Raw genomic sequence first — 24142 nt, 5'->3', positions numbered from 1 at the left:
AACCCGCTTTCGCGCGCACGGCGGATCTCGTCGGGCGGGGTGTTGTCGGTGAGATAAAGGGTCATCAACGGCTCGAACGCCGTGCCGACCGGCACCGCCGCCAGGATGCGCTCGCGATAGGCCCGTGCGGCATCGACGGTGGTGACGGGCGGCTTCAGGTTCGGCATGACGATCGCGCGGCCGAACTGGCGAACGGTATGCGGCAACACGGCGCCCAGCATTTCGCCGTCGCGCAAATGCAAATGCCAGTCGTCAGGACGGGCCAGGGTGAGCGAGGAAGGCGCGCCGCTCGATTGGGCGGCGTTCGGGAGCGATGCGGAAACGGTCATGGCGACAATCTGGCAAGAGGGCCGGCGCGAAACAGCCGCCCGGCGATGGGAAGTGGACACCGTTAGTCGAAGCCGGACGAGCAGCCATCGTGGAAAAACCGCAACGGACGCGCAGGGGCGCGCGCGGATTTCGCTTTTTTCAGCCGGCGGCTCGGTATATGCTTCGAAAAAACATATTGTAGCGGGTTCGCGAAACGGACCCGCCCGTTCACACGCTCCGCCAGCCGTAAAATGTGCCAACTCCTCGGAATGAACTGCGCCGCGCCGACGGACGTCACGTTCTCCTTCACCGGCTTTGCTGCGCGTGGCGGCATCACCGATCATCACGCCGACGGCTGGGGCATCGCCTTCTTCGAAGACAAAGCCTGCCGGCTGTTCATCGACCATCAATCGTCGGCCACCTCGCCGATCGCCGAGATGGTCAAGCGCTACCCGATCAAATCGAAGAACACGATCGCGCACATCCGCAAAGCAACACAGGGCCATATCCTCCTGGAAAACTGCCATCCGTTCATGCGCGAGCTGTGGGGCCGGCATTGGATCTTCGCGCATAACGGCGATTTGCAGGGCTATCGGCCCGAGCTGACTGGCGTCTATCAGCCCGTGGGCACGACCGATAGCGAACTCGCCTATTGCGCGCTGATGCAAGGTTTGCGCCGCGCTTTTCCGGGCGCGCAGCCCCCCTTGCAGGAACTGTTCGATGCGCTCGCCGCACTCACGCGCGACATCACGGACCACGGCGTCTTCAATTTCCTGATGTCGAACGGGCAAGCGCTTTTTGCTCACTGCTCCACGCATTTGCACTACATCGTGCGGCGCTGGCCGTTTTCGACGGCGCATTTGATCGACGCCGATATGTCGATCGACTTCGCGCAGTACACGACGCCGGAGGATCGCGTGGCCGTCATCGCCACGCAGCCGCTCACCGACGATGAGATCTGGACGGCGTTCGCGCCCGGCGATCTGTTGATGTTTCAGGATGGCGAGGTGGCGGCACGCGCGCACATTCCGGTGCCGCCGGCCGTGCTCGAGAAAGCGCGCAACCCGGCCTGCGATCCCAGTGCCTCGGCTTCGCTGCGCCCGGCCTCTGCAGCATCCCCGGCATTGCCAGCCGACGCTGACGATATCGCGGCGTTCGAGTCGTAGGCTGCCGATCCACGCATTCCCCGGCTGTCGCCGCCGGCCATATCTTGCGCGGTGCTTAGCTCATGCCTGCTCATGCTGAGTCCAGGGGGCCAAGTGCCAGGCCTACCCGCGCGCTCAGTGCAGGATCTTCGCCAGAAACTCTTTCGCGCGGTCCGACTTCGGATTCGCAAAGAAGGCGTCCTTGTGATCGTCCTCGACGATGAGCCCGCGGTCCATGAAGATGACGCGGTGCGCGACCTTCTTCGCAAACCCCATCTCGTGCGTCACGCACATCATCGTCATCCCTTCCTGCGCGAGTTCGACCATCACGTCGAGCACTTCGTTGATCATTTCGGGATCGAGCGCGGAAGTGGGTTCGTCGAACAGCATCGCGACCGGATCCATCGACAGCGCCCGCGCGATGGCCACGCGTTGCTGCTGACCACCCGATAGCTGCGCCGGGAATTTATCGGCTTGCCCTTTAAGGCCGACTCGATCGAGCAGCGCCAAGCCCTTATCCGCGGCTTCGTCCTTGGAACGGCCGAGCACTTTGATTTGCGCGAGCGTGAGGTTGTCCATGATCGACAGGTGCGGAAACAGCTCGAAATGCTGGAACACCATGCCCACTTTCGCGCGCAGCTTGGAAAGGTTCGTCTGCTTGTCGTGCAGCGGCTGGCCATCGACGATGATCTCGCCTTCCTGAAACGGCTCGAGACCGTTCACGGTCTTGATGAGCGTCGACTTGCCGGAGCCCGACGGCCCGCACACGACGACCACTTCGCCCTTCGCGACTTCCGTTGTGCAATCGGACAGCACTTGAAACGTGCCGTACCACTTCGAAACATGCTTGATCGAAATCATCCGGTGATCCCTTTGCCGAAACCAAAACGTACACCGGCGGTTCCCGTGCCGGCGAAGCCTTCGCATGATACGCGGATGGCAAATGGCGAGGCGAAATCGCAGGGCTGCATGGGACGGAATTAAAAAGCGGGCGACACCTTATTGGTGCCGCCCGCCCAGGGGAAGCCGGCCGCGCCGTGAAGGGCGCACCGGCAAGTCAAACCCGTTTCGCTTGTGGCGAATAGGGAATCAGGGATACAGGCCACGCATTTCGCGCGCCATCAAAATCCGCTTACATGCAACGATAAATGCCGCCGTCCGCATCGATACCTTGTTCTCGCTCGCGACTTGCCACACGGCGTTGAACGCTTCGCGCATGACGCGCTCGAGGCGCTGATTGATTTCGTCTTCGGTCCAGAAGAAGCTCGAGAAGTCCTGCACCCACTCGAAGTACGACACCGTCACGCCACCGGCGTTGGCCACGACGTCGGGGATGATCAACACGCCCTTGTCGTGCAGGATGTCGTCCGCAGCGGTCGTGGTCGGGCCGTTCGCGCCTTCGACAATGATCTTCGTCTTGATCTTGCTCGCGTTCTTTTCCGTGATCTGGTTTTCGAGCGCGGCGGGGATCAGGATGTCGGTTTCGATCGTCCAGAATTCGTCATTCGCCAGCGGGTCGGCATCCTTGAAGCCGCCCACGCCACCCGTGTTCGCCACGTGCTCGAGCAGGGCCGCCGCATCGATGCCGCTCGACTTGTAGAGCGAACCCGTGTGGTCTTGCACCGCGACCACCTTCGCGCCCGCTTCCTGGAACAGACGCGCAGCGATACCGCCCACGTTACCGAAACCTTGCACTGCAATGCGTGCGCCTTGAATATCGAGACCCACGCGGCGCGCCGCTTCCGTGCCGACGACGAACACGCCGCGGCCCGTCGCTTCGCGGCGGCCCAGCGAGCCGCCCAACGCAATCGGCTTGCCCGTCACGACGCCCGTGGCCGTTTGGCCCTGGTTCATCGAGTACGTGTCCATCATCCACGCCATGATCTGCTCGTTCGTGTTGACGTCAGGCGCGGGAATGTCCGTGTTCGGTCCGATGATGATGCCGATCTCGCTCGTGTAGCGCCGCGTGACGCGCTCGAGCTCGCCGCGCGAGAGCTTGCGCGGATCGACGCGGATACCGCCCTTCGCGCCGCCGTACGGTACGTTCACGGCCGCATTCTTCACCGACATCCAGGCCGACAGCGCCATCACTTCGGAGAGCGTGACATCCTGGTGGTAACGCACGCCGCCCTTGCCGGGACCGCGCGAGACGTTGTGCTGAACGCGATAGCCTTCGAAGTGCGCCACGGTGCCGTTATCGAGTTCGATGGGCACGTCGACGATCAAGATGCGCTTTGGACGCTTGAGTGTTTCGAGCCAACGCGACGCGGACCCGAGGTACGGCGCGACGCGATCGACTTGACGCAGATAGTTTCCCCACGGGCCGAGATCGTCGGCATGAAGGTACGAGGGGATCGATTGTGCAGACGTGGTGGACTGCAATTGCGAGGACATGGACACTCCAACGGTCACAGAATGTGCGCCATTGTGAAAAAAGCCCTTTCTGAAATCCAATGCCGTTTGATCATCCCATTATGCATTTCTTGCATAACGTCGGATACCGAACCATGAGTCTGCGGCGGCGCGGTCCCGCAACGACCCGGCCGGGTCGCCGGAGGAACGGAGAACGGCGGTCAAGCGCCCGTGTTCAATCCCGCTTGACGCCCAGCTCGTCGGCGACGACCTGCCATAAGCGGCGCACGAGTTCTTGGCGCGGATCATCGGCGTTGCTTGCGAGCTTGTCGCGGTACAAGCGGATTTCCATCGTCAACGTGAAGCGATCGGCGCTGTGCCCGCGCGAAGCCCCGCGGTCAAGACGGATCAGCGCGCCCTCGGCAACGGCATCTTCGACGGCGCTGTGCGGCAAGAAGGCGACGCCGTGTCCAGCCAGCGCCATCGCCTTGAGCGCCTCGGCCATGTCCGTTTCGTAGATCCGGTCCAGACACAACCGCTCGGGCGCGTTCGCCACGATCACCTCCGTCATGCGTCCGAGGTACGCGTTCGGCGTGTACGACAGATACGGAACGGGTGCATCGGGGGTGCCCGGCAACAAGTAGCGCGCGCGGCCGACGCGGCCCGGTGCCGAAAACGGACTGATCGGCTCGAAGCCGAGCGTCAGCATGTCGTAACGGCCGGGATCGAGCGCGACCGGATGGCTCGGGTGGTGGTAGCCCATCACGAGATCGCAGCCGCCTTCCACGAGCGAGAGCACCGCGTCGTGGACGTTCAGCGCGCGCAGCCGCGTATGGATCGGACCCATCTTTGCCTCGATCCGCTGCAGCCACTTCGGAAAATACGTGAGCGACAGCGTGTGCGGCACGGCGAACTCGATCGTGGCGGCCGGCGCGCCCGCTTGCCCGCGCAGCAATATCCGCGATTCGTGCATGTGCGAGAGCATCGCCAGCGCCTGCTCGCGAAACACTTCCCCCGCCTGCGTGAGCCGCGTCGGATAGACCGACCGGTCGATGAGCTCGGTGCCGAGCCACGCTTCAAGCGCTTGGATACGGCGTGAAAACGCGGGCTGCGTCACATGCCGGAGCTCAGCCGAACGGCTGAAGCTGCGCGTCTCAGCGAGCGAAACGAAATCTTCGAGCCATTTGAGTTCCATGCGGGGGCGGGCCGGACAAGCCGAGCGAAAAAGCGACGCTCGCATTGTACCGGGGTGCCTCGCGGCCTCTATGCGCCGCGGCGCCGCGACGCAGCCGCCCCCTCTCCCGGTTCCGTTCATGGCAACGTTGGTGCAACGCACCAATCACGCGCGCCCGGCACTTTGGGGGTGCCCGCTTGGCGCGATGCGAGTGCGTTGGCTCTGGCGGTGGCCGACATGCCGCTTTCGCCGCGCCCTCGAAATTCCCTCGACCGAGCACGCCACGTCACGCTGCGCCCGCCGCCCCGCGCGGCGATGACGGGCATGGCATAGCCCTTGCGTTATTCGGCCGTCGCGTGACGCCGGCAGGCGCCGTGGCGCTCATGGCACCTGACGATTCATCCGACGATACATCCGGCATTCAACGCGAGGACGATTATGAAGAACCTGCAACATGCACTAAGGAGCGGCAACTGGCGCTCGCTTCTCGCATGCTTTCTCTACTTCGACACCGGCTTTACGGTGTGGGTCCTGTACGGCCCGCTCGCGCCGTTCATCGGCAAGAGCATCCCGATGACAGCCGCGCAGCAGGGCTTCCTCGTGGCTGTGCCGGTGCTGTCGGCCGCGATTTTGCGCGTGGCGCTCGGCAACCTCTATCAGTCGGCGAACGGCCGGCGCGTCGCGCTCATGGGCGTCCTGCTCTCGGCCGTGCCCGCAATCGTGTTGCCGCTGCTGCCGGCCGCGCCCTCCTACACGCTCTTGCTCGTGCTCGGCGTATTCCTCGGTGTCGGCGGCGCGAGCTTCGCCGTTGCGCTGCCGATGGCCGGCAGCAGCTACCCGCCGAAGGTCCAGGGCCTGGTGCTGGGTCTGGCCGCCGCCGGCAATATCGGCGCCGTTCTGGACGGCTTCTTGTTCCCGCGGGTGGCCGATGTGCTCGGCTGGCAATACGCCACGGCCGCCGCGCTGCCGCTGCTCGCGATCGCAGGCCTGGCGTTGTTCGCGTGGGGCGACGATCGCGGCGAGAAGTCCGGCAGCGTCGGACGCGCGCTCGCGAGCTTCGTGACGATGCTCGTGGGGCTGATTGTTCTCGTGCTCGCCGTCCATGCGGGCGTCTTCGGGCCGGGCCGCACGGGCGTACTGCTGTTGCCGGTGCTCGGTGCCGCCGGCGCGATCGCCCTGTTGCCGGCGCGCTATCGTGCCGTGCTCGCCGAACGCGATACCTGGGTATTGATGCTCGTGTACAGCGTCACGTTCGGAGGCTTCGTCGGGATGTCGTCGTACGTCACGCTGCTGCTCACGACGCTCTATCAGATGCCCAAGCTCGAAGCGGGCCTGTTTATGTCGCTGCTGGCTTTCCTCGGCGCGATCGTGCGCCCGATGGGCGGTTACCTCGCCGATCGAATCACGGGCGTGCGTGCCCTCACGGGCCTGCTCGCGGCGATCTCGGTGGCCGATCTCGCATTCGCCGCCTGGATGCCGCCGCTCGGGGGCGGTATCGCGATACTCGTCTGCTTGTATCTCGCGTTCGGCCTCGGCAACGGTGCCACGTTCCAGCTCGTGCCGCATCGCTGGAAAGGCAAGACCGGGCTGCTTTCGGGTGTGATCGGCGCAGCCGGCGGTATCGGCGGATTCTATCTGCCCGTGGTTATGGGCATCGCCAAGGAAAGCACGGGCAGCTATCAGATGGGCTTCGCGACGTTTGGCGCGATTGCGGCTTGCGCATGCGTTGCGATCCTTGTGCTGCGCGCGCAATGGCTCGTCTGGGCGGCGCCGGCCGTTGCCGCCGTCGAGGCCGCGCAGGGCGGCGCGACGGCTTCGATCGCCCGTGCAGCCACGGCCAGCGATTGACGCCATCCGGGTGTGCGCCTTAGGGTGCCTCGTCCCCTAAGGCGCTATCGGGCGCGAAGGGGGCCCCGCCAAGCTCCGGCAAAGCGGGACCCCGCAGGTGGTAAAATCACCGGTTCTCCCCTTGCACCCGAATCCGCGCCTTCGAGCGCGACGCCCGATCATGTCCGATACCCGCGCCGAAACGCTGTTTGCCCTCACCGCCCTCTCGCCGCTCGACGGCCGCTATGCCGCCAAAACCGAAGCGCTGCGCGACTGGCTCTCCGAAGCCGCGTTCATGCGCCATCGCGTGACAGTGGAAGTCCATTGGCTCATCGCGCTCTCGCAAGCCGGCTTCGCCGAGATGCCGCGCTTCTCGGAAGCGGCCGAAACGTTCCTGCTCGATCTCGTGGCCCGCTTTTCCGCGCACGATGCCGCGCGCATCAAGGAAATCGAGCGCGTCACGAATCACGATGTCAAAGCCGTCGAATACTGGCTCAAGGAATCGGTCAAGGGACAGCCTGAACTCGAGCGCGCCAGCGAATTCATCCATTTCGCCTGCACGTCGGAGGACATCAACAACACGTCGCACGGCCTCATGTTGGCCGGTGCGCGCGAGCACGTGATCCTGCCGGCCCTGCGCTCGGTGCACGGCCGCCTCGTTGCGCTCGCGCATGCGCATGCGGAACAGCCGATGCTCTCCCGCACGCACGGGCAGCCGGCCAGCCCCACCACGCTCGGCAAGGAAATCGCGAACGTCGCCGCACGCCTCGCGCGCGCGATCGAGCGCATCGCGAAAGTGGAAATCCTCGGCAAGATGAACGGCGCGGTGGGCAACTTCAACGCGCATCTGTCGGCCTATCCGAGCTTCGATTGGGAGGCGTTCTCGCGCAACGTCATCGAACAGCGCCTGAAGCTCACGTTCAATCCGTACACGATTCAAATCGAACCGCACGACTACATGGCCGAGCTGTTCGATGCGTGCGCGCGCGCCAACACGATCCTGCTCGATCTCGACCGCGACGTCTGGGGCTACATCTCGCTCGGCTATTTCAAGCAAAAGACGAAAGCGGGGGAAATCGGTTCGTCGACGATGCCGCACAAGGTCAACCCCATCGACTTCGAAAACTCGGAAGGCAACCTCGGTCTCGCGAACGCCACGCTGCGCCATCTGGCCGACAAGCTGCCGGTTTCGCGCTGGCAGCGCGACCTGACCGATTCCACGGTCCTGCGCAACATGGGCGTCGCGCTGGGCTACTCGCTGCTCGCCTATGACGCGCTGATCCGCGGCCTGGACAAACTCGAAGTCAATCCGTCCCGCCTGAACGAAGATCTCGACGGCTGCTGGGAGGTGCTGGCCGAGCCCGTGCAAACGGTCATGCGCCGCTTCGGTATCGAAAACCCGTATGAACAGCTCAAAGAGCTGACGCGCGGCAAAGGCATCACGCGCGAGGCGCTGCAGCAGTTCATCGCCACGCTCGCGATTCCCGACGATGCGAAGGCGCTGCTGATGAACATGACGCCCGCCTCGTACACGGGCAAGGCCGTTGAATTGGCGAAGCGGATCGCTTAAGGCCGTTCAACAGAACGCAAAAACGCGCCGTCGATGGCGCGTTTTTTTTTGCCAGCGGTATTCAATTCAATCGCCCACCTGGTCCCGTCGACGGCAACGGGACATTCCCGCTCAGACTCTGCTTACGCCTACACGAGCAGCACCAGCGTTAATCGAGCTTGGCCACGACCTCATCGACGATCGCCTCGGGCGCGAGCTCGATGCCAACGGTAATCGCCTCGTCCTCGCCCGGCTCCTCGAGCGTGTCGAGCTGGCTCTGCAGCAACGCCGGGTTGAAGAAGTGCCGGCCGCGCGTGGCAAGGCGTTCGTGCAACAGCTCGAACGATCCCTTCAAGTACACGAAGCGCACGATGCCATCGCCCTGCGCGCCGCCGCGCAATACGTCGCGATACGCGCGCTTGAGCGACGAGCAGCCCACGATCAGTGACTGCCCCGCGCGCACTTTGGCCTCGATCGCCGCGCGAATGGCCGCCAGCCAGGGCCAGCGATCCTCGTCCGTCAGCGCGATGCCTTGCGCCATCTTTTCCTTGTTCGCGGCGCTGTGAAACTCGTCGCCGTCCACGAAGCTGCACCCCAGGCGCTCGGCGAGAAGTTCGCCGATACGTGTCTTGCCGGCGCCCGAGACGCCCATCACGATCAGAATCATTGCCGTTCCTAAAGGATCTGAAAGACCGATAAGACCTATAAGACCTAAAAGACCTAAAAGACCTAAAAGACCGCCGCGAGCGCGAAGGTCAGCCCGAGACCGAGCAGCGAAATGATCGTCTCGCAGAGCGACCACGTCTTGAAGGTCTGCCCGACCGTCATACCGAAATACTCTTTGATCAGCCAGAAACCGCCGTCGTTCACGTGCGAGAAAATCAACGAACCGGAGCCCGTGGCCAACACCAGCAATTCAGGCTGAACGTGAATCGCACCGGCCTTGGCGATCGGCGCGACGATCCCGCACGCCGTCGTCATGGCGACCGTGGCCGAGCCCGTGGCCAGACGAATCAGCGCAGCCACGAACCAGCCGAACAGCAGCGGAGAAAGGTGTGCCTGCGTGGCAACGGCGACAATCTGCTGAGAGACCCCGCTGTCCCGCAGCACGCCGCCGAACCCGCCGCCCGCGCCGACGATCAGCGTAATCCCGGCAATCGGCGCAAGGCATTCGCCACAGAATTTTTGGATCTGTTCACGCGTGAAGCCGCGCTGCGCACCGAACGTCCAGAAGCTCACGAGTACGGAAATCAGCAACGCGACATCCGCGTTACCGACAAAGCGCAACAAGTCATTCGGAACCGACTTCGGCGCGAACACCAGATCCGCCCAGCTGCCGATCAGCATCAGCAATACGGGCAGCAAAATCGTGAACAACGTGATGCCGAAACTGGGCAGCTCGCGCCGGCGCGAAACGGCGCGATCGCCCGATTCGACGAACTGCTCGGCGAGCGGATTGGTCTCCGGCAGCTTCACGTACCGATGGACGAGCAGCGCGAACAGCGGCCCCGCGACGATCGCCGTGGGGATGCCCACGATGAGGCCGTATGCGATCGTCTTACCGATATCCGCGCCATACGCCTGCACGGCCAACAGCGCGGCGGGATGCGGCGGGATCAAGCCGTGCACGACCGACAGGCCCGCGACCATCGGCAAGCCGATCAGCAGCAGCGATTTGCCCGTGCGCCTGGCGACGTTGAACGCAATCGGGATCAAGAGCACGAAGCCCACTTCAAAGAAAACGGGCAAGCCGACGATGATCGCCACGAACATCATCGCCCAATGAATGTACTTTTCTCCGAACCAGCGAATCAACGTCGTGGCGACCTGCTCCGCCCCGCCGGACTCGGCCATCATCTTGCCGAGCATCGTGCCGAGGCCGACCACGATCGCGATATGACCCAGCGTGCCGCCGTTGCCGGCTTCGAACGATTTGACGATGCTGCCCACGGGCATACCGGCCGCGAGCCCAAGCAGCAAGGAAACGACAATCAGGACCAGAAACGGGTAGACCTTGTACCGCGCGATCAGCAAGATGAGCGCCGCAATCGCGATCAATGCATAAAGCAGCAAGAGGCCACCGTGGACCGATCCCATGAAATGTCTCCTTTACTTGTTTTGAAACGGAGAGGGATACGTGCACGAACCGTGCAAGCCTTGCCGCGCGCACGCATTGTCGCAGCATTCTAACCGGCGTCGTGGTGGCTCGATAGAACCGGTTCCACCAACGGAAACCCGTATTCGGCGGGCCAGGGCCGATACGTGGCACGACGGCGCGACATGCGCCGCCGCGGCGCCGGCGAAGACCGGCGCCGCATTCTGATCCATCAGTGCTGATGAGCCGCCAGTTCCGATGCGGCCCGGGCGAGGCGCGTCACCTCATCCCAGTTCTGCGCCGCCAACGCGGCTTTCGGGGTCAACCAGGAACCACCGACGCACACGACGTTCGGCAATGCGAGGAAGCTCGGCGCCGTTTCAGTCGTGATCCCGCCTGTCGGGCAGAACTTGAGCGCCGGGAACGGCCCGTAGAGCGCTTGCAGCATCGGAATGCCACCCGCTTGCTGTGCCGGGAAGAACTTGACCGTTTCATAGCCGAGCTCGAGCGCAAGCAGGATGTCGCTCGGCGTGGCGACGCCGGGCAGCAGCGGCAGACCGGCATCCACCGCGGCCTGATGAATATCCTTGGTCAGGCCGGGCGACACGCCGAACTGCGCGCCCGCCTTCTTGGCCTGCGCACAGTGCTCCGGTTTCGTGATCGTGCCGACACCGACGACGATGTCGGGCGAAAGCTGCGCGGCCCGTTCGATTGCGCCGATACCGGCCGGTGTACGCAGCGTAATCTCGAGCACCTTGACGCCGCCCGCATGGAGCGCGCGCGAGACGTGTTCGCCCTGCTCGACCGTCTCGAAGGCCAGTACCGGAATGACGGGACCGAGGCGGACGATGTCTTCAACCTTTTTCATGCCGGACTCCTTATTGCTTGGTTGCATGGATCTGACGCTCGGCCGGCTCGCCTACGAGCGGCCCGAACACCGAGGCGCCCATTTCGGCCGGCGCGGCGGCCGCTCGAAAGACGCCGAACAATTCGCGGCCGAAGCCGACTTCGTTTTCCGCTTGATGCTTGGGTGCTTCCACCGCGCGAGTGTTCCATTCGCTTGCGTCGATTTCGACGTCGAGGATGCCGCGTTCGGCATCGATGACAATCGTATCGCCGTCGCGCACCTTGCCTAGCGGGCCGGCGAGCAGCGCTTCGGGCGAGACGTGGATGACGGCGGGCACCTTGCCCGACGCACCGGACATGCGTCCGTCCGTGACGAGCGCGACGTGAAAGCCCTGGTCTTGCAGGACGCCAAGCAGCGGCGTCAAACGATGCAGTTCGGGCATGCCGTTCGCGCGCGCACCCTGGAATCGCACCACCGCAACGAAGTCGCGCTTGAGTTCGCCCTTATCGAACGCGGCCTGCACGGCCTCCTGCGAATCGAAGACGAGCGCTTGCGCGCGCACCGTGCGATGTTCGGGCGCGACCGCCGAAATCTTGATGACGCCGCGGCCGAGCTTGCCTTGCATGAGGCGCAGGCCGCCATCGGGCTGGAAGGGATCGCCGATCGGGCGCAGCACCTTCGCATCGCCGCTTTGCTCGGGCCCGGGCACCCACGCGAGCTGGCCATCCACCAGGCGCGGCTCTTCCGTATAGCGCGCGAGCCCTTTGCCCATGACCGTCGTCACGTCCTCATGCAGCAGGCCGCCTTCGAGCAGGTTACGGATCAGGAATGCCATGCCGCCGGCCGCGTGGTAGTGGTTCACGTCGGCCTTGCCGTTCGGATAGATCTTCGCGAGCAGCGGCACCGCTTGCGAGAGCGCATCGAAATCGTCCCAGTCGATGATGATGCCGGCCGCCCGCGCGATCGCCACAAGATGCAGCGTGTGATTGGTCGAACCGCCCGTCGCCAGCAGCGCAACGATGCCGTTGACCACGGCTTTTTCGTCGACGACATGGCCGATCGGCGTGTATTGCCCGCGCTCGACCGTCAGATCGAGCACGCGGCGCGCGCTGGCGGCCGTCAGCGCGTCGCGCAGCGGCGTATGCGGGTGCACGAACGCCGAACCCGGCAAATGCAGCCCCATGACTTCCATGAGCATTTGATTGCTGTTCGCGGTGCCGTAGAACGTGCACGTGCCGTGCCCGTGGTAGGCGGCCGATTCCGCCTCGAGCAACGCGTCCCGCCCCACCTGGCCCGTGGCGAACTGCTGGCGGATCTTGGCTTTCTCGTCGTTCGACAGCCCGCTCGTCATCGGACCGGCCGGCACGAAGATCGTCGGCAGGTGCCCGAACTGGAGTGCGCCGATCAGCAAGCCCGGCACGATCTTGTCGCATACGCCGAGGCACAAGGCCGCATCGAACATGTTGTGAGTGAGCGCGACCGCCGTGCTCATCGCGATGACCTCGCGCGAAAACAACGACAGCTCCATACCGGCGTTGCCCTGCGTGACGCCATCGCACATCGCCGGCACGCCGCCCGCGAATTGCGCCACGCCGCCGCTTTCACGGGCGGCACGCTTGATGATGTCCGGGAAATCCCGGTACGGCGCATGCGCCGACAGCATCTCGTTGTAGGAGGACACGATGCCGATGTTCGGCTCGCGCATCGCCTTGATGGCAAGTTTGTCGTTGCCTTCGAGGCCGGCGAACCCGTGCGCGAGATTGGCGCACGATAGCGTGCCGCGCGCCGGAAACCGCCCTTGCGCGGCATCGATCCGCGCGAGATAGGCGGAGCGGGTGGGACGGCTGCGCTCGACGATACGGCGCGTGACTTCGGTCAGCGTGGGATGCGGCGAAACCATGGGGAGACGCTCCTTCCTGAAAGACGGCGAACAAACGCCGATCGGGTGGCACGTGGCAGCGCGAGGCCACTCAGCGCGAATTTGGGAGCCAAGTTTAGTAGAAAAACTACATGACAGCAATGCTAATCAGCCGCAATTGCCTTATCGACAACCCCAATATGCCCCACGAGTTACAGGCCTTGCGGCACGATCGGTAGCAAATACATGTAGATTTTCTACACGCCAACGCTCATACTACCGCCATCGATAGAACACGATACACCCGCTTGGCGGAGCTTTCCGAGATGCTTGCCCGAATCGAATCGATGCGCGCCCAGTTGCGCCCCTCCGAACGCAAATTGGCCGACTACGTGCTGGACGCGCCGCGCGAAGTGCTCGATCTGGCCATGACCGATCTCGCCCAGCGCGTCGGGGTGAGCCAGCCGACCATCGCACGGTTTTGTCAGGCCCTGGGCTGCGGCGGCTTCCGCGAATTCAAGATCCGGCTTGCGCAAAGCATCGCGCCGGGGCTGCCGTCGGTCTATCGCGACGTCCGGCCCGACGAACCGGCGCCGGGTGTCGTCGCCAAGGTGTTCGATCGCACGATCGGGGCATTGATCGAAGTGCGAAACAGCTTGTCGGCACGCAGCGTCGCCAAGGCGATCGACCTGCTCTCGCACGCATCGCGCATCGAGTTCTATGGAGCGGGGGGCTCAGGCATCGCGGCGCAAGATATCCAGCACAAATTCTTCCGGCTCGGCATCCCGAGCGTGGCCTATGCCGATCCGCACACCTATACGATGTCGGCGGCGCTGCTGGGCGAGGGAGATGTGGTCGTCGCGATTTCGAACACGGGGCGCACGCGCGATATCGTCGAAGCGGCGCGCTCGGCGCTGGCTTGCGGGGCGAAAGTCATCGCCATCACGCACAGCAGTTCGCCGCTGGCGCAGCTCGCGACGGTCAGCCTGTTTGCCAATGTGGCGGAAGAGACCGATATTTTTTCGCCTATGACATCGCGTGTCTCGCATCTGGCGATCGGCGACATTCTCGCCGTGGGCGTCGCGCTGGCACGCGGGCCCGAACTTGTCGACAAGCTCGGGCGGGCCAAGAAGGCGATCACGCAACGGCGAATCGCAGCGGCACCGCTGCCAGCGGAAGAAGACTAGGGCCTGTTCACGCTAATTCCAGGCTTGCGAACGTGCCGTTCCGGGCGCAGTGCGAGAAGGAGGCGCAATAGCCGTAGCTATTCTATTGCAACGGCGAACGACGCGGCAATGCGCCCGGAAAGGCACGTTCCCCTGAACAATCCTTTTTAGGGCTGGCTACCAGAAAGGCCGGGCGCGAGGCATGCGACGAAGGAAATACTCGATGCGTTCACACGGAGCATGGCGCGGGACAGGGCACTAGAACGGCTTGACGACGACGAGCGCCACGGCCGCGATCAGGCCGAGAACGGGTAGCTCGTTGAACAGGCGATACCACCGATCGGAGCGGCGGTTCTCGCCGCGCTCGAATGCCGCCAGCAGGCGGCCGCAATAAGCGTGATAGGCGATCAGCAACACCACGATGCCGAGTTTCGCGTGAAGCCACCCCTGCCCTTGCCCGATCCCGTAGCCGAGCCACAGCCCCAACCCGCAAGCGAGCGCCACGACGGCGATGACCGACATGAAGCGATACAGCTTGCGCGCCATCGTCAGCAGACGGACCACGACGGCCGGCTCGCGCTCCATGGCGAGGTTCACGAAAATGCGCGGGAGGTAGAAGAGCCCCGCAAACCAGGAGGCCACAAAAACGATGTGAAAAGTTTTGAGCCAGAGCATCGGTGGGTGTCGTCGCACGTTGTCGTGCGTTTTTCGAAGGGTTCGGAGGGATAAGAAGAACGGCACGGCGCCGAGACCGTATCGGCTCCGCGCCGCCCGCTGCGCCGGTTTACTGCCGCACTTCGCCGTGCCCGAGCACGACGTACTTGAGTGACGTCAGCCCCTCCAATCCTACGGGCCCGCGCGCGTGCAGCTTGTCGTTCGAGATGCCGATTTCTGCACCGAGCCCGTACTCGAAGCCGTCCGCGAAACGCGTGGATGCGTTCACCATGACACTCGCCGAATCGACTTCGCGCAAAAACCGCATCGCGCGATCGTGATCTTCGGTGATGATCGCGTCGGTATGCGCGGAGCCGTACGTGTTGATGTGCTCGATCGCCGCATCGATGCCGTCGACGACCTTGATCGCGAGCACCGGCGCCAGATACTCGGTGCGCCAGTCTTCCTCGGTAGCGTCGACAAGCGCGAGCGCGGGCGCGTCGCTGCTCCACGGCGTAGCCTCGAGCGCCTTGCGCGCTTGTGCATCCACACGCAGCTCGACGCCCTTGTCGCGATAGACGCGCGCAAGCGGCGGCAGCGCGGCGTGCGCAATACCGCGTGCGACGAGCAGCGTCTCCATCGTATTGCAGGTGCCGTAGCGATGCGTCTTCGCGTTATCGCAGACGGCCAGCGCTTTGCACAAATCGGCGCGGTCGTCGATATAGACGTGGCAAATGCCGTCGAGATGCTTGATCATCGGCACGCGCGCTTCCTGCATGAGCCGGGCAATCAGGCTTTTGCCACCGCGCGGCACGATCACGTCGACGTACTCGGTCATCGTCACGAGTTTGCCAACGGCAGCGCGATCGGCGGTTTCAACCACTTGCACGGCATCGCGCGGCAACCCCGCATGCGCCAGTCCCTCGCCGATCAGCGCGGCAAGCGCCGTGTTCGACTCCAACGCTTCGGAGCCGCCACGCAGGATCGCCGCATTGCCCGACTTCAAGCAGAGCGCCGCGGCATCGATCGTCACGTTCGGACGCGATTCGTAAATGATGCCGATCACGCCCAGCGGGACCCGCATCTGCCCCACCTGGATCCCGCTCGGCCGATATTTGAGGTTACCGATCTCGCCGATCGGATCGGACAATGCGGCCACTTGCCGCAGCCCTTCGATCATCGTCGCGAGCGCCTTATCGGACAGCGTCAAACGATCGACGAACGCCGCGTCCATCCCCTTCTCGCGCGCCCTGGCCACATCGCGCGCGTTCGCTTCCTTGAGCCGCGCCTGATCGCGTTCGATCGCGTGAGCAATCGCATTGAGGGCGTCGTTCTTGGTTGCCGTGGCGGCACGCGCCATCGCGCGCGAAGCGGCGCGCGCGCGGCGGCCGATAGCGGTCATGTACTCGTCGATTTCCATCATCCATCCCGTTCGTGGCGCTCGCGGCGCCAAGGTGCGGCGCTGTGGCGATGGCGCCACGGCCGACGTTTCGATTGTAAGCCGTCAGGCGCCACTTGCGCGTGCGGGCGCACGCTTACCCGGCGCCGCGACGAGCGCGGCAAGTTCGAACAAACCTTCCCACGGATCGGGCGGCAATGCCACGCGGCGGCGGCTACCGGGCGCAGTGCCCGTGAGGCCCTTCACCTGCCGGTCGAGCGCCGCGGCAAGCGCGAGCCCTTCCTCGAGCAGCGGCTCCGTGACGCGCGACAGCGCGGGCCCGACGAGCCGCTCGCGCGGCCCCCAGACGCGGTTTTCCCGCAGCAGCATGGCGAGCGGCTTGCCGGCTGCCGTCCCGCGCTTGATTTTCAGCAGCGTACGAAGCTCCTCGGTGAGCGCCCACAGCACCAGCACCGCAGCTTCGCCCTCTCCCTTCAAACCGTCGAGCATCCGCGAAAGCCGGCCGACATCGCCGGCCAGCATCGCCTCGTTCAGTTTGAAGACATCGTAGCGGGCGACGTTGAGCACGGCGTCATGCACTTGCTCGAATGTCAGGACGCCCTGCGGATACAGCAGGCCCAGCTTCTGAATCTCTTGATGAGCTGCGAGCAGATTGCCTTCGACACGCTCCGCGATGAACTGCAGTGCGCGCCGGCCATCTTCTCCCGGTGCGACGCGCTGGCCTTGCTGGGCGAGGCGCTGCGCGACCCAGTTCGGCAATTGCGCGCGCTCGACGGGATCGATCCGCAGCGCGACACCGCGCTCGGACAGCGCCGTGAACCACGCGGATTTTTGCGTCGCGGCGTCGAGCCGCGGCAGCGTGACAAGCGTCAACACATCAGGATTGTCGGCAGCAGCCAGCGCTTTGAGCGCGTCGGCGCCTTCCTTGCCCGGCTTACCCGAGGGGATCCGCAATTCGATCAGCTGGCGCTCGCCGAAGAGCGACATCGATTGCGTCGCGCCCAACAGCGAACTCCAATCGAAGCTGCGTTCGACCGTGAACACGTTGCGCTCGGTGAATCCCGCCGCGCGCGCGGCGGCACGAATCCGGTCGCACGCCTCCTGGGCAAGCAAATGCTCGTCCCCAAACACGACGTACAAGCCGGCGAGCGTTTTCGTGAGATGCGCGTCGAGCGCGTCGAGTCGCAATTGCATGGGCAGCGGATCCTGCTGGCGCAAAAAGCCGATCAGAGGGGCGGCGGAGGCAACGGCGCACGCGGCGCGACGCCGGGTGTCTGCTGCCCCGGCGCAGGATGCAGCGAATGAACCGTGGAAAGCCGGCGCGTCAGCTGATCGACTGCGTCGTTCTGCATATCCGCGTAGAGCAGCTCCGACTCCTGTCCTTTCGCCAGCGCATAGGTGACGCTATACGTCATAGCCCGATTCAGCACGATCGAGCTTGGCGCAATCAAGAGCGTGCCATCGACGCCGGCGAGCGAATAATTGAGCGAGTAGGTGAGCGCATATTCTTCGGCCGCGCCCGCGAGATTCAGCGTCAGCACCGACTGGCCGCGTCCTTCGCTGACCGTCAGAACGGCATCGGCATTCTCAGGCGACTTGACGACAACCGTATCGCTGCCGCCTTCAATCATCCGCGTCAAACGCGCAGCGACAGCCGGCGCCGCGCCTACGATTGCGAGCCGCTTGAAGGCGTAGTCTTGCTGGCCGCGCAGCTGAAACCCGCACGCTGCGAGCAGGGTCGTGCTGCACACCAGCGCTAAAAACGATCGGCGAATCACATTGGCTCCTTGATTGAATCGGCGCACGGCAACGATCGTGCCGCGCGCTGCGCCTTTAGACGACGACGTTCACGAGCCGGCCCGGCACGACGATGATCTTCTTCGGGGCCTTGCCTTCGCTGAACCGGGCAACCATCTCATGGGCGAGCGCCGCCGCCTCGATCACTTCCCGCGACGCCTCCTTGGCGACCGTCACCGCGCCCCGCACCTTGCCGTTCACCTGCAGCACGAGTTCGATCTCGGCTTGCTCGAGCGCTTGCTCGTCGACCTTCGGCCACGGTGCGTCGAGCAGCGTGCCGAATTCGTCGACGAACCCCAGCGTCTGCCACAGCGCGTGCGTCACATGCGGCACCACCGGGTACAGCACGCGCAGCAAGACGCCATAGCATTCGCGCAGCACGCTCGGGCGCGCGAGTTTGGCGTCTTCGAGCGCGTTGAGCATCTTCATCGTGGCGGAGACGACCGTGTTGTACTGCAGCCGCTGGTAGTCGAAATCGGCCTGCTTCAGCACACTGTAGATTTCGCGGCGCAAGGTCTTGTCGGCCTGCGCGAGCTGAGCCGGATCGAACGTTTCGCGTGCGACGAGCTCGGCTTGATTGGCATGCCCGAACGCCCACACGCGGCGCAAAAAGCGGCTCGCGCCTTCGACACCCGAACCCGACCATTCGAGCTGCTGCTCGGGCGGTGCCGCGAACATCGTGAACAGGCGCGCCGTATCGGCGCCGTATTGATCGATCAGCAGTTGCGGATCGACGCCGTTGTTCTTCGACTTCGACATCTTCTCGATGCCGCCCAGCACGACCGGCTGCCCATCGGCGTTGTGCGTCGCGCCCACGGGGCGTCCCTTGTCGTCATGCGCCACCGTGACGTCGGCCGGGTTGTACCACGTCTTCTTGCCCGAGGCGTCTTCGCGATAGAACGTTTCGTTGAGCACCATGCCTTGCGTGAGCAGGTTCTTCGCGGGCTCGCCGAACTTGATGAGCCCCATGTCGCGCATCACCTTCGTCCAGAAGCGCGAATAGAGCAAGTGCAAGATCGCATGTTCGATACCGCCGATGTATTGATCCATCGGCATCCAGTAATCGGTGCGCGCATCGACCATCGTCTCCGCGTCAGGGCACGTGTAGCGCGAGAAGTACCAGGACGAATCGACGAATGTATCCATCGTGTCCGTCTCGCGCTTGGCGGGCGCACCGCACGTCGGACACGCGCAGTTCACGAAGGCCGCCGACTTCGCGAGCGGATTGCCCGTGCCGTCCGGCACGAGATCTTCGGGCAGCACGACGGGCAAATCCTGCTCGGGCACCGGCACGTCGCCACAGGCCGCGCAGTGGATGATCGGGATCGGCGTGCCCCAATAGCGCTGGCGCGAAATGCCCCAGTCGCGCAGGCGCCAGGTGACTTGCTTGTCGCCGAGACCGAGCGCTTTCAGATCGGCCGCGATGGCATCGACGGCCTGCGCGTAGTTCAGACCATCGTACTTACCGGAATTAACGCAAACGCCGAACTCTTTGCTTCCGTACCAATCCTGCCACCTGTCCGTGGTGAATTCCCACTGATCAAGGCTCGTTTTAAGCAGCCCCCGATCGGCTCCTTCGACTGGATCTTTCGTGACGTCGTTGGCGCTTGCAACGCCCTTTGCGAGCGCATCTCGATGTGCGCGTACTTCTGCCCCCTCAATCACCTGCTTGATCGGCAAACCGTAATTCTTCGCGAACGCGAAGTCGCGCTCGTCGTGCGCAGGCACGCCCATGACCGCGCCTTCGCCGTAGCTCATCAGCACATAGTTGCCGATCCACACTTCGACTTGCGCTTGCGTGAGCGGGTGCGTGACGTAAAAGCCCGTCGCCATGCCCTTCTTTTCCATCGTGGCGATTTCTGCCTCGGCCACGCCGCCGTGCCGGCATTCGTCGATGAACGCCTGCAGTTCGGGCCTGCCTTGCGCCAGACGCGCGGCGAGCGGATGCTCGGCCGCGATCGCGCAGAACGTGACACCCATGATCGTATCGGCGCGCGTCGTAAACACGCGCAGCAGCTTGCGCTCGCCGTCGAGTTCGTACGGGAAGCCGAAATTCACGCCGAAGCTCTTGCCGATCCAGTTCTGCTGCATGACCTTGACGCGCTCGGGCCAGCCGAGACCGTCGAGATCGTTCAGCAGTTCATCGGCGTACTGCGTGATCCGCATGTAGTACATCGGGATCTCGCGCTTTTCGACGGGCGCGCCCGAACGCCAGCCGCGGCCGTCGATGACTTGCTCGTTCGCGAGCACCGTCTGATCGATGGGATCCCAATTCACCGTGCCCGTCTTCTTGTAGACGATGCCCTTTTCGAGCATCTTCAAGAACAGCCACTGATTCCACTTGTAGTACTTTGGATCGCAGGTGGCGACTTCGCGCGACCAGTCGATCGCGAGGCCGATCGACTGCATCTGCCCCTTCATGTAGGCGATGTTGTCGTAGGTCCATTTCGCCGGCGGCACGCCATTGGCCATCGCCGCGTTTTCGGCGGGCATGCCGAAGGCGTCCCAGCCCATCGGCATCAACACGTTATGGCCGTTCATCCGCAGATAGCGGTACATGACGTCGTTGATCGTGTAGTTGCGCACGTGCCCCATGTGCAGCTTGCCCGACGGATACGGCAGCATCGAGACGCAATAGAACTTCGGCTTGCCGGCGATTTCGGCCGTACGGTAGGCGTTGGACGCGCGCCATTCTGCCTGGGCGGCGGCTTCGATGTCGGCGGGTAAATATTTTTCTTGCATGGCGGTGGTTCGGGCTGGGCTGTCGTGGCGCCTTGCGACGCGGGCGCGGCGAAACGTCGAAACGCGTTTTACCCGCAAATGGGGAAAAGGTCGATTATACCGCCCGCGTGAGCGCAAGCCGCATGCGGCCGCGGTGTTAAGGCTGGGGTGACGGCTTGACGTCAGGCGCGGCGGGCGACAAGTCCGCGCCCGATGGCGAACCAGAGCGCGGCGGGTCGGTGACGAACCCGATTCGATCGAGCCCCGCCTGCTGCGCGGCGCTCATGACCTGCGCGATCACGTCGTAGCGTGTGGCGCGCGATGCGCGCAGATGAAGCTCGGGCGGCGGCACAGTCTTGCCCGCCTGGGCAAGGCGCGCACGCAACGCGTCGAGCGTGAGTGGCTGGGCGTCCCAATAAAGCCGGCCGGCGTCGTCGATCGACAACGTGATCGTCTTCGGCGTTTGCGGGGCCGGCGCAGAAGCCGCCTTTGGCAAATCGAGCCGAATCGCGTGCGTGAACAGCGGCGCCGTGATGATGAAGATGACGAGCAGAACGAGCATGACGTCGATGAGCGGCGTCATGTTGATATCGGCCATCGGCGCAGCCGAACGCGCTTTATCGAATCCGCCGAATGCCATGATCGTCTCCTCGCTCGAACGCTCGCGCTATCTATCGCGGATGCCTGGATCAGGCACCCGTCTGATGCGTGGGCTCACCGGTGTGCGTGCCTGCCTGCGCCTGCGCGGACGTCATGCCACGCGGGACCGACAGGGCTTGCGCCGATGAAGCCGCGATGCCCACGCCCCGTTCCTGCGTATCCGGCGCGCACACGTACGCATGCAGATCATGGGCGAAGCCGTCGAGCTCCTCGGAAAGCTGCCGCTGCATGCGGCCGAGCACGTTGTACGCCAACACGGCCGGAATGGCCACGACGAGGCCGAACGCCGTCATGATCAGCGCTTCGCCGACGGGCCCGGCGACATTCTCGATCATCGCCTGCCCGCTCGCGGCAATGCTGCCGAGCGCGTGATAGATGCCCCATACCGTCCCGAGCAAGCCGACGAACGGGGCGGTACTGCCGATCGAGGCGAGCAGCACCTGCCCGAATTCAATGCGCCGCTGCGAGGCGAGCAGCGCCTCGCGCAGCGCACGCAGCACACGTTCGCTGCGCTCGACGCGCGCGAGCATGGCGGACGGCGCGTGCACCTCGGAAGCCGCCAACGCCGCCAGCGCCAACGGGACAAAAACATGTTCGCGATCGGCGCCGCGAAGCGCGAGCACCCCCTCGGATAAGTTCGACGATTGCCAGAACAGCGCAACGGCGCGCGGCCCTTGCCGCTTCGCTCGCCCGAGCATCCAGCCTTTGACGATCAAAAAGCACCAGCTCGCGATCGACATGGCCAGCAGCACATAGGCAACGGCGTGCGTGAGCGCGTCGCCCGATTGCAGATAGTGAACGATGCCCGTGTTTTCCATGCGTATCCGAATCCGTAAGCGAGCGGGAAGCGCCGGCGCGTGCGGCAGGATCAGCGCAACCCGAGCACGTCCTGCATGTCGAACAGGCCGGCCCCGCGGGAGGCGAGGAAATGCGCGGCGCGCAACGCGCCCTGCGCGTAGGAGACGCGGCTCGAGGATTTATGGGTGATCTCGATCCGCTCGCCGGTGCCAGCGAACAGCACCGTGTGGTCGCCCACGATATCGCCGCCGCGAATCGCCGAGAAGCCGATTGTCGACGGATCGCGCTCGCCCGTGACGCCGTAACGCTCGTAGACCGCGCAGTCTTTCAGATCGCGGCCGAGCGCACCCGCCACCGCCTCGCCCATGGCGAGTGCCGTGCCCGATGGCGCATCGACTTTATGCCGATGATGCGCCTCGATGATTTCGATGTCGTAGCCGGTGGCGAAATGCCGGGCGGCGAATTCCAGCAGCTTCAGCGTGACGTTCACGCCCACGCTCATGTTCGCGGCGAAGACGATACCGATCCGCTGGGCCGCCGCATGCACCGCGTCGCGCTCCGCTTCGGTCATGCCCGTCGTGCCGATCACGAGTTTCGTGCCGTGCCGCAACGCCGCCTCGATATGCACCATCGTGCCCTCGGGGCGCGTGAAATCGATCAGGCAGTCGGCCTCGCTCAATACGCGGTCGATATCGTCGCTCAGGACGACACCGGTTCGCTGTCCGAGGAACGCGCCGGCATCTTCACCGAGCTGCGGTGCGCCCGGGCGATCGAGCGCGCCGGCGAGCGTCGCGTCGGGATCGTTCAGGACGGCTTCGATCAGCATCCGGCCCATTCGGCCCGACGCCCCTGCGATGGCGATCTTCATCGGCAACATGCCCCTTCTTTTCAGTGATGGGCCAACCGTTGCAAGGCCGGCCAGCGGCACTCGCAAGCACCGCGAAAAAACAAAGAGCGGGCGGCGCACCTCGCGCTCGGCCCGCCCGGGAGACCGTGCGTGCGGAACTCAAGCACGGACGGCCCATGAACCCTCGAACGATCAACCGCCCGCGTTCGATGCCGCCGGCTGCGAGGACGAGACCGACTGTCCGCTCGCCCCACCGTTGCGCGACTGCGTGCCTGCCGGGCCCACCGGATTGCTTTGATCGGGCGAGGACGGCTGCGGCTGGCGATGGAACTGGAACTGCGGCGTCGCGCTGGGCACCCCGTTCGTCGATGGTGCACCCGAGCGCACGGCCGGTCGCGCAGGCGTGGCGGGCACTTGATTCGTCGCACGATTCGCCGCTTGCGCCGCTTCGGCATTGGCCGCTTCAGCGCCCTGCCCGCTCGCGCCCGCTTGCGCCGCGCCGCTGGCCGGCTGCGCAGCGGCCGCCGACGACTCGGCCGACGCGCTCGCAGCTGACAAGGCCGCGGCTTTCGCCTTCTTCCCGTGGCGGTCGCCGTCGATATCGGCGAGCAGTTCGAGTTCGGAAGGAAGATCCTCTCCGCCCGACCAACTCACGACGTGATCGTCCTTGAAGTTGACGACGAAATTGCGCTGCTGCACCACCGCTGTGGAACCGCGCTTGAAGTAGAAGACGTAATCCCAGCGCTCGTCATGGAACATGTCCGTCAAGAGCGGCGTACCGAGCGCCGCCTTGACCTCGTCCCGACTCATGCCCACACGCATCTTCGAGGCGGCTTCCTTCGAGACGAAGTTGCCTTGCACGATGGTGATGCGATACGGCGTAATGCTCTGAGCGACGCGCTGCGTGAGGCTGTCGTAGGTCGAACATCCCGCAACGAGCGCAA

Annotated in this window: 21 protein-coding genes; 4 read left to right on the top strand and 17 right to left on the bottom strand. The window is 64.4% G+C overall.

The annotated features are described in order from the left end of the window. A partial coding sequence (locus ACTHL0_RS11120; RefSeq protein ID WP_440566792.1) for an amidohydrolase family protein occupies positions 1-329 on the bottom strand: 329 nt, incomplete at its 3' end. Between the two features lie 231 nt (positions 330-560). On the opposite strand from ACTHL0_RS11120, the gene ACTHL0_RS11115 reads away from it, so the two are divergent. After that, positions 561-1475: a class II glutamine amidotransferase gene (locus ACTHL0_RS11115; protein WP_440566791.1), complete on the top strand. Its 915-nt coding sequence runs from the start codon at positions 561-563 to the stop codon at positions 1473-1475. A gap of 114 nt (positions 1476-1589) precedes the next feature. On the opposite strand, the gene ACTHL0_RS11110 is transcribed toward ACTHL0_RS11115, so the two are convergent. The 3 genes from ACTHL0_RS11110 to ACTHL0_RS11100 all read right to left on the bottom strand — a co-directional run bounded on the left by ACTHL0_RS11110 (position 1590) and on the right by ACTHL0_RS11100 (position 5001). Beyond that, positions 1590-2315: an amino acid ABC transporter ATP-binding protein gene (locus ACTHL0_RS11110; protein ID WP_440566790.1), complete on the bottom strand. Its 726-nt coding sequence runs from the start codon at positions 2313-2315 to the stop codon at positions 1590-1592. A gap of 228 nt (positions 2316-2543) precedes the next feature. Beyond that, positions 2544-3848, bottom strand: a complete 1305-nt coding sequence (locus tag ACTHL0_RS11105) for a Glu/Leu/Phe/Val family dehydrogenase (RefSeq protein ID WP_440566789.1) — start codon at positions 3846-3848, stop codon at positions 2544-2546. A gap of 193 nt (positions 3849-4041) precedes the next feature. Further along, positions 4042-5001 carry a LysR family transcriptional regulator gene (locus tag ACTHL0_RS11100; RefSeq protein ID WP_440566788.1) on the bottom strand — a complete coding sequence of 320 codons (960 nt, stop codon included), beginning with the start codon at positions 4999-5001 and terminating at the stop codon, positions 4042-4044. A gap of 417 nt (positions 5002-5418) precedes the next feature. Between ACTHL0_RS11100 and ACTHL0_RS11095 the strand changes: the two genes are divergently transcribed. Then, entirely contained in the window at positions 5419-6828 is a 1410-nt protein-coding gene (locus ACTHL0_RS11095) for an MFS transporter (protein WP_440566787.1), read from the top strand. 160 nt (positions 6829-6988) lie between these two features. Continuing rightward, complete coding sequence (gene purB / locus ACTHL0_RS11090; protein ID WP_440566786.1) at positions 6989-8377, top strand: adenylosuccinate lyase; 1389 nt, start codon at positions 6989-6991, stop codon at positions 8375-8377. Positions 8378-8525: 148 nt separating this feature from the next. On the opposite strand, the gene ACTHL0_RS11085 is transcribed toward purB, so the two are convergent. From ACTHL0_RS11085 to edd, 4 genes are all read right to left on the bottom strand, one after another. Next, a complete protein-coding gene (locus ACTHL0_RS11085) occupies positions 8526-9023 on the bottom strand; it encodes a gluconokinase (RefSeq protein WP_440566785.1) in 498 nt (165 codons plus the stop codon). Positions 9024-9085: 62 nt separating this feature from the next. Then, positions 9086-10453 (bottom strand): GntT/GntP/DsdX family permease, encoded by a 1368-nt coding sequence (locus tag ACTHL0_RS11080; RefSeq protein WP_440566784.1) that lies wholly within the window; start codon positions 10451-10453, stop codon positions 9086-9088. A gap of 230 nt (positions 10454-10683) precedes the next feature. Next, the gene (locus tag ACTHL0_RS11075; RefSeq protein ID WP_440566783.1) at positions 10684-11319 is read right to left on the bottom strand and encodes a bifunctional 4-hydroxy-2-oxoglutarate aldolase/2-dehydro-3-deoxy-phosphogluconate aldolase; all 636 of its coding nucleotides are present in this window, start codon (positions 11317-11319) and stop codon (positions 10684-10686) included. A 10-nt stretch (positions 11320-11329) separates the two neighbouring features. Further along, positions 11330-13198: a phosphogluconate dehydratase gene (gene edd, locus ACTHL0_RS11070; RefSeq protein ID WP_440566782.1), complete on the bottom strand. Its 1869-nt coding sequence runs from the start codon at positions 13196-13198 to the stop codon at positions 11330-11332. A gap of 284 nt (positions 13199-13482) precedes the next feature. Here edd and ACTHL0_RS11065 point away from each other — a divergent pair, with 284 nt between their 5' ends. Then, positions 13483-14343 carry a MurR/RpiR family transcriptional regulator gene (locus ACTHL0_RS11065; RefSeq protein ID WP_440566781.1) on the top strand — a complete coding sequence of 287 codons (861 nt, stop codon included), beginning with the start codon at positions 13483-13485 and terminating at the stop codon, positions 14341-14343. Positions 14344-14580: 237 nt separating this feature from the next. On the opposite strand, the gene ACTHL0_RS11060 is transcribed toward ACTHL0_RS11065, so the two are convergent. The 9 genes from ACTHL0_RS11060 to bamE form a co-directional block, all read right to left on the bottom strand. Beyond that, positions 14581-14997, bottom strand: a complete 417-nt coding sequence (locus ACTHL0_RS11060; RefSeq protein WP_440566780.1) for a CopD family protein — start codon at positions 14995-14997, stop codon at positions 14581-14583. Between the two features lie 109 nt (positions 14998-15106). Beyond that, on the bottom strand, positions 15107-16396 hold the full coding sequence (locus tag ACTHL0_RS11055) for a glutamate-5-semialdehyde dehydrogenase (protein ID WP_440566793.1): 1290 nt from the start codon (positions 16394-16396) through the stop codon (positions 15107-15109). 84 nt (positions 16397-16480) lie between these two features. Beyond that, on the bottom strand, positions 16481-17569 hold the full coding sequence (gene holA / locus ACTHL0_RS11050) for a DNA polymerase III subunit delta (RefSeq protein WP_440566779.1): 1089 nt from the start codon (positions 17567-17569) through the stop codon (positions 16481-16483). 32 nt (positions 17570-17601) lie between these two features. After that, complete coding sequence (locus ACTHL0_RS11045) at positions 17602-18153, bottom strand: LPS-assembly lipoprotein LptE (RefSeq protein ID WP_440566778.1); 552 nt, start codon at positions 18151-18153, stop codon at positions 17602-17604. 55 nt (positions 18154-18208) lie between these two features. Beyond that, positions 18209-20914 (bottom strand): leucine--tRNA ligase, encoded by a 2706-nt coding sequence (gene leuS / locus ACTHL0_RS11040; RefSeq protein ID WP_440566777.1) that lies wholly within the window; start codon positions 20912-20914, stop codon positions 18209-18211. Positions 20915-21050: 136 nt separating this feature from the next. Next, positions 21051-21533, bottom strand: coding sequence for an ExbD/TolR family protein (locus ACTHL0_RS11035; RefSeq protein WP_440566775.1), 483 nt, complete (start codon positions 21531-21533; stop codon positions 21051-21053). Between the two features lie 49 nt (positions 21534-21582). Then, positions 21583-22371, bottom strand: a complete 789-nt coding sequence (locus tag ACTHL0_RS11030; RefSeq protein ID WP_440566774.1) for a MotA/TolQ/ExbB proton channel family protein — start codon at positions 22369-22371, stop codon at positions 21583-21585. 50 nt (positions 22372-22421) lie between these two features. Then, complete coding sequence (gene dapB / locus ACTHL0_RS11025; RefSeq protein WP_440566773.1) at positions 22422-23219, bottom strand: 4-hydroxy-tetrahydrodipicolinate reductase; 798 nt, start codon at positions 23217-23219, stop codon at positions 22422-22424. Between the two features lie 171 nt (positions 23220-23390). After that, on the bottom strand, positions 23391-24142 hold a 752-nt coding region (gene bamE / locus ACTHL0_RS11020), incomplete at its 5' end, for an outer membrane protein assembly factor BamE domain-containing protein (protein ID WP_440566772.1).

Origin of the sequence: Trinickia sp. (assembly GCF_051961175.1) — a bacterium.
In the GTDB taxonomy this organism is placed as follows: Bacteria; Pseudomonadota; Gammaproteobacteria; order Burkholderiales; family Burkholderiaceae; genus Trinickia.
This window is presented reverse-complemented; position numbering and strand designations above follow the sequence as displayed.